Raw genomic sequence first — 5,108 nt, 5'->3', positions numbered from 1 at the left:
GGAGAGGGCCGGAACCGCAACATCTCACCCGTCGACGACGCCCACGCCGTTGACAGCTCCTCCCGCAACGAGGCAATCGCATCACTTAACGACACCGCACCCCACGGCGCAGCACCCGACCCCGCCGAGCCTTGATCTTCACCCATGTCAGACCTCCCTACCAGCCAATGAACCCACTCACTCGAGCCACCTGTCATCGTGCCCGACCCGACCAGGCCCTGGCTAGAGCACGCGCGCTACAGACGGCGCGCTGTCGTCGCACTGGACCTCCGCGGATTGAGACTCGACGGCGCCGACACCGAGAAGCGTTGTGGCTCAGCGTTTCTAAGAGAGGGCTGTCCCGATGATCAACCCGTCAATGGTTCACAAGACGTCTCTTCGCGAGGTCGCCCTGTCTGTCGCTTCAGGGAGTGTGCTGACCGCCCGCTGCGCGGGTCGTAATTCGCTCCTGCTGAGGCAAATTGGCCGAGGAGCGCAGACTGGTGCACAAACTCGACGATGGTGTTGGCCGCGCCGGCCGACACCCTGCAACTCTACGCCGGGTACTGCGGTCCTTGTGGAGCGCCGCAAGCGGGGTCTTGTCGACTCGATAGGTTGGGGCCGGACGTGACGGCGGTATGTGGCAGGGGTAGAGCTCCAAGATGACTTGTCGCAGGACGGCGTCTCGGGGCCGACGGCGGGGGACCCTCTGGGAGAGTGGTGAGGGCCCACGGATGGGTCCTGGTGGGCCTTTCGCGCTGGCGTTGCTGGCAGCGATCTGGGTGTTCACCGGTCCCGCACTCTCGCGGTGGCTCCAAGCACTGGGGGCGTAAGCTTCATGACGACACAACCGTTCTGGTCATGGGCGGACTTCAATCAGTGCCTCTGCCGTGCATCTTTCAGAACGCGGGGAAGACTGGCTCTGAATTCGGTATTGTGCTGGCCTCGCGGACTGGCGATCCCTAACTCCCCATATCGCGCAAGTGCTCCAACGCGACCGCGGCCTCGCTGTGGCCGGCTTCGGCGGCGGTGGTGTACCAGCGGCGGGCCTCGTCCAGATCTGGCGGGTCCAATAGGTCAGCGAGCAGGACGCCGAGGTTGTACTGGGCGATGGTGTGGCCAGCTTCTGCGGCGGTGGTGAACCAGCGGCGGCCCTCCTCCAGATCCGGCGGGTCCAACAGGCCAGCGAGCAGGACGCCGAGGTAGACCTGGGCGTCGGTGTGGCCGGCTTCGGCGGCGGTGGTGTACCAGCGGCGGGCCTCGTCCAGATCTGGCGGGTCCATCCGGTCCGATAGCAGTCTCGCCAGCCCGAACTGGGCGTCGGTGTGGCCGGCTTCGGCGGCGGCGGCGAACCAGCGGCGGGCCTCGTCCAGATCTGGCGGGTCCATCCGGTCCGATAGCAGTCTCGCCAGCCCGAACTGGGCGTCGGTGTGGCCGGCTTCGGCGGCGGTGGTGAACCAGCGGCGGGCCTCCTCCAGCTCCGGCGGGTTACATACGTCAACCAGAAGGATGCCGAGGTTGAACTGGGCGTCGGTGTGGCCGGCGTCGGCGGCGGTGGTGTACCAGCGCCGGGCCTCCTCCAGATCCGCCGGCTTCAACAGGTCAGCGAGCAGGATGCCGAGGTTGAACTGCGCCGCAGTGTAGCCGGCTTCGGCGGCGGTGGTGAACCAGCGACGGGCTTCCGCCAGATTTGGCGGCTCCAAGCGAGTCAAGTGCAGGACGCCCAGGTTGTACTGGGCGATGGTGTGGCCGGCTTCGGCGGCGGCGGTGTACCAGCGACGGGCTTCCTCCAGATTTGGCGGGTCCAAGCGAGTGGAGAGCAGGACGCCGAGGCTGAACTGGGCGATGGTGTGGCCGGCTTCGGCGGCCGTGGTGTACCAGCGGCGGGCCTCGTCCAGATCTGGCGGGTCCAATAGGTCAGCGAGCAGGAAGCCGAGGTTGTACGGGGCGTCGGTGTGACCGGTTTCGGCGGCGGTGGTGAACCAGCGACGGGCCTCTTCTAGGTCCGGCGGGTCCAAAAGGTTAGCGAAAAGGACGCCGAGATATGACTGGGCATCGGTGTGGCCGGCTTCGGCGGCGGTGGTGAACCAGCGACGGGCCTCCTCCAGATCCGGCGGGTCCAACCCTCCCGCGAGCAGGACGCCTAGGTTGTACTGGGCGTCAATGTGGCCGGCTTCGGCAGCCGCAGTGAATCGGCGGCGGGCCTCATCCAGCTCCGGCGAGTCCAAGCGAGTTGAGAGCAGAATGCCGAGGTTGAGCTGGGCGTCGGTGTGGCCGGCGTCGGCGGCGGTGGTGTACCAGCGCCGGGCCTCGTCCAGATGTGGCGGGTCCAGCCAGTCCGATAGCAGTCTCGCCAGCCCGAACTGGGCGTCGGTGTGACCGGCTTCGGCGGCGGTGTTAAACCAACGCCGGGCCTCCTCCAGCTCCGGCGGGTCTAGCACGTCGACCAACAGGATGCCAAGGCTGTACTGGGCGTCGGTGTGGCCGGCTTCGGCGGCGGTGGTGTACCAGCGACGGGCTTCCGCCAGATTTGGCGGGTCCAAGCGAGTGGAGAGCAGAATGCCGAGGTTGAGCTGGGCGTCGGTGTGGCCGGCTTCGGCGGCGGTGGTGTACCAGTGCCGGGCTTCCTCCAGGTCCGGCGGGTTCAGGCGGGTGGAAAGCAGGGTGCCGAGGCTGTTCTGCGCGGCGGCATTGCCCGCTTTGGCCGCGGTGGTGTACCAGCGGCGGGCCTCGTCCAGATCTGGCGGGTCCAATAGGTCAGCGAGCAGGACGCCGAGGTTGTACTGGGCGATGGTGTGGCCAGCTTCTGCGGCGGTGGTGAACCAGCGACGGGCCCCCTGCAGGTCCGGAGGGTCCGATAGGAGAGCAAGAAGGGCCCCCAGGTAAACTTGCGCGTCGGGGTGTCCTGATTCGGCTGCCGCGTTCCAACCTCGGCGGGCGATCAGGTAGTTGCCTGACGTGTAGGCGTTATAACTGACCAGAGTGACTATGTCGGGTGCGGTTTCGAGGACCGTCAGTGCCTGGTCCATTGCCACCGCCCACACGGACGGGTGCGTGCTGCCGCCTTGAGTGCCCCGGTGACGCACGAGCAGGTCCTCTGCCCGAACATGAAGCCCGTCGCCAGTGACGAGGGATGCTGCGGTTCCGCCCACCGGACTGCACGCATCCCGGTAGGCGGCCGCGAACATTTGCCTCGTATGGTCAGGGCCACCCGCGGCGTCCCGCCGGGGGAGGTACTCCGGCCACAGCTCACGTGCTTGTTGCTCGGTGATGAGATCTGGGATGCCAGTCAGTTGCCAGTCCACGATCAGGTCGACCAGGGCGCGGGTCTTGGGGTCCGCGGTCCTGAGCTTGAGAAGCAGTTCCCGGGCGGAGCCGAGCAGTTCGCCCAGCCCAGTCCCCTCCTGGGCCGCTGCCCTTATCCAGTCCGGAGCGACGACGGCAAGAGCCTTCTGGTCATCGATCGACCAATCCGACGAAATGGCGATTTCCTCGACCTGGTCCTCGTCGTTGACGAACTCCCACGTGGCGCGCATTTCCGTGTCGCCTTGGAGGGTGGCGAGCTGCTCCCGGCGGATGGTGGCCACCACCGTCAGGCTGGGGATGGCGCGCCAGGCGGCGGCGAGGTCCTCGGTGAGCCAGGCGAAGTACTCGTTGAGGTCATCCAGCCACAGCACAACAGCGCCGGATGCTGCGTCGTCTCGGCCGGTCGTGAGCTGGGCGACCAAGTCATGGATCCGGGCGAGGCCAGGGCTTGCCGCGGGGATGAGGACCGGCTGGTCGCGGAGGACCGGATGGGTTTGGAGGGCGTGGGCGCCGGTGCGGGACTTGCCGGCCATCGCCTCTCCGATCAGTAGCAGCATGCGGACGTCGGACCCGTCGACGCGCCGGTCCAGCGCGTCCCGGATCGTGGCATCGACGCCGCGCGGGACGTATGGGTAGTAGGGATCGCCGTGCAGGTCGAGGTCGGTGCGGGCCTTGCGGGCACCGAAGACGCCCGCGTCCACATCGGCCACTCGGGGAGGATGGTCGGCGGCGTCGCGCACCCGCAGCACCGCCCGGGACAGCTCCGCAATACGGTCCGGCAACACCGGCCACACCGCCGGATCCGGCAGCCTCAGCGCCTCGACGAACACGTCGCGGATCGAGTCCGGCAGCGCATCAAGCGCGGTCAATGGGGTCACCGTTAGCGACATGCCACCGGCGGCGACGTTGTGACTACGGACCACACCCAGCACCAGGTCGTTGACAACGACCGCGGCTCCGGACATCCCACCCCACGGACTGGACTGCGCCAGTTCACCCGTACTGGTCGGATGGTCCCGCACCGACGGCCCAGCGCCTTTCAGCTCCAACAGCTCCACACCCGAGGCGGCCTGGTCGGGGCGCAGGCCCTCTGCGGTCGGTACCGCCCCGTCGACCTGTGCCAGGATCCGGTCCCCGTCCTGGTTCCGGCGCCACCTCGGGAATCCGAGCGCCTGACACCTGGTAAGGCTGTCGGCCACCGAACGATCCACCCGTACCGCCGTCAAGTGGTCCACCGCAGGAGCATCCCCGTCGAGGACCAGCACAGCGAGGTCGACCTCGCTCGAGCCGGACCGGACTTGCACGGTCGCGCCATAGGCCGACCCGTCCAGGAGCTGCACTCGGTGGCCGGTGCCCTGAGCGCAGTGATCCGCGGTCAACACGAACCGATCCCGAACCCGCAACCCACTCCCGACGAAGCCCTTCCCGTCGACCTGGTAGCGGATCAATACCGCCCGCTCAGTCGCCACCCCCACGATCTCGCCCGCGCCTTACTCCGGGTCCGCCAAACCGGACTCGACAGTGGTCGAGGTGGCAGGTTGGTCGTCGCGGTCGGCGACGAGGAACTCCACCGGCTGCCGGTCCTGACCGATCAGGACCGGATCCAACGTCAGCTTCACCGTGTGCGTCGCCGACAGCTGCCGGGAGACCTCCCCGCCGGCCTCGACCAGCCACCACTTCACCCCCGCCTTCGCCGTCTTGTGGTTCCCCCCGAATCGTGGAGGGCTTCCCTTCAAGCGGCTCTCGGGGTGAGGGCCGCGGTCTCGTAGGCGATGGGTGACATCATCGCAGCGGAGCTGTGCCGGCGGGTGGTGTTGTAGAAG

At 67.7% G+C, this 5,108-nt stretch carries 2 protein-coding genes; both read right to left on the bottom strand.

Features of this window, described 5'->3' with window-relative positions:
- Positions 1 to 941: 941 nt before the first annotated feature.
- Complete coding sequence (locus tag GA707_RS20495) at positions 942 to 4,484, bottom strand: tetratricopeptide repeat protein (protein WP_152180303.1); 3,543 nt, start codon at positions 4,482 to 4,484, stop codon at positions 942 to 944.
- 291 nt (positions 4,485 to 4,775) lie between these two features.
- Complete coding sequence (locus GA707_RS20490; RefSeq protein WP_226964011.1) at positions 4,776 to 5,021, bottom strand: trypco2 family protein; 246 nt, start codon at positions 5,019 to 5,021, stop codon at positions 4,776 to 4,778.
- Between the last annotated feature and the right edge of the window lie 87 nt (positions 5,022 to 5,108).

Origin of the sequence: Nostocoides sp. F2B08 (assembly GCF_009184895.1) — a bacterium.
Classification (GTDB): Bacteria; Actinomycetota; Actinomycetes; order Actinomycetales; family Dermatophilaceae; genus F2B08.
Note: the sequence above shows the minus strand (reverse complement) of the source record. Positions and strands in the feature narration are given on the sequence as shown.